The sequence below is a fragment of the Affinundibacterium macrobrachii genome (assembly GCF_014652415.1).
GTDB classification, from domain to species: domain Bacteria; phylum Pseudomonadota; class Gammaproteobacteria; order Burkholderiales; family Burkholderiaceae_D; genus Undibacterium; species Undibacterium macrobrachii.
The window spans coordinates 1-855 of the sequence record NZ_BMYT01000016.1 but is presented as its reverse complement, the minus strand read 5'-3'; the positions used below and the strand labels follow the sequence as shown (position 1 = coordinate 855).

Annotated in this window: 1 protein-coding gene; it reads right to left on the bottom strand. The window is 43.4% G+C overall.

Features of this window, described 5'->3' with window-relative positions:
• Positions 1-34 precede the first annotated feature (34 nt).
• Positions 35-855, bottom strand: an 821-nt coding sequence (locus tag IE103_RS18275) for an IS3 family transposase (protein WP_189347875.1), incomplete at its 5' end; no start/stop codon positions are given.

The window sequence follows — 855 nt, the reverse complement described above, 5'->3', positions numbered from 1 at the left end:
TGATCTGACCCCAAAAAGTTGGACAGTTTGTTAGTTAGGCATGCAAGGGCTGATTTCTGTATTGCACAGGACTCAGCCCTTTTAGTTTCAGTTTGATTCTGTCGTGATTGTAGTATTGAATGTATTCTTTGATGCCATGTTCAAGTTGTTCAACGCTGGTGAATTTATTTAAGTAAAAGAATTCTGTCTTCAAGACAGCGAAGAAACTTTCCATCGCGGCATTATCGAGGCAATTTCCTTTGCGTGACATGCTTTGTGCAAGGCCCTTTGACTGCAATGAATCTTGGTAAGCGGGCATGCGGTATTGCCAGCCTTGGTCAGAATGTAAGATTGGTCTATCCTTTGGCGAGAGTCGGTCAAAAGCTTTAGTAAGCATCGCATCAATCATTCTATAAACGGGTCTTCTTGCCGTTTCAAAGGCAATGATTTCGCCATTAAACAGATCTAAAATCGGTGATAAATAAAGCTTCTCTCCCGCGACATTAAACTCCGTCACATCGGTTGCCCACTTCTGATTTGCTTCAGTAGCTTTAAAATCTCGTTGCAATAGATTGGCTGCTGCCAAGCCAACATTGCCTTGGAATGAACGATATTTCTTTGGGCGAACCAAAGATTTTAATCCCAACAGCTTCATCAATCGTTGCACCGTTTTATGGTTAATCAATTCTCCCAATTGTCGTATTGCAGCCGTCACGCGACGATAGCCGTAGCGACCATGATGCTTGTCATAGATGGTGCGAATGCGTAGTTTGATCGCGTCATACTTGTCGTCGAGACGCGATTGTTTGCGTTGGTAGTAAAACGTACTGCGTGCCATACCAACTACCTTGAGAACCTGTGTGATCGGATATTGCT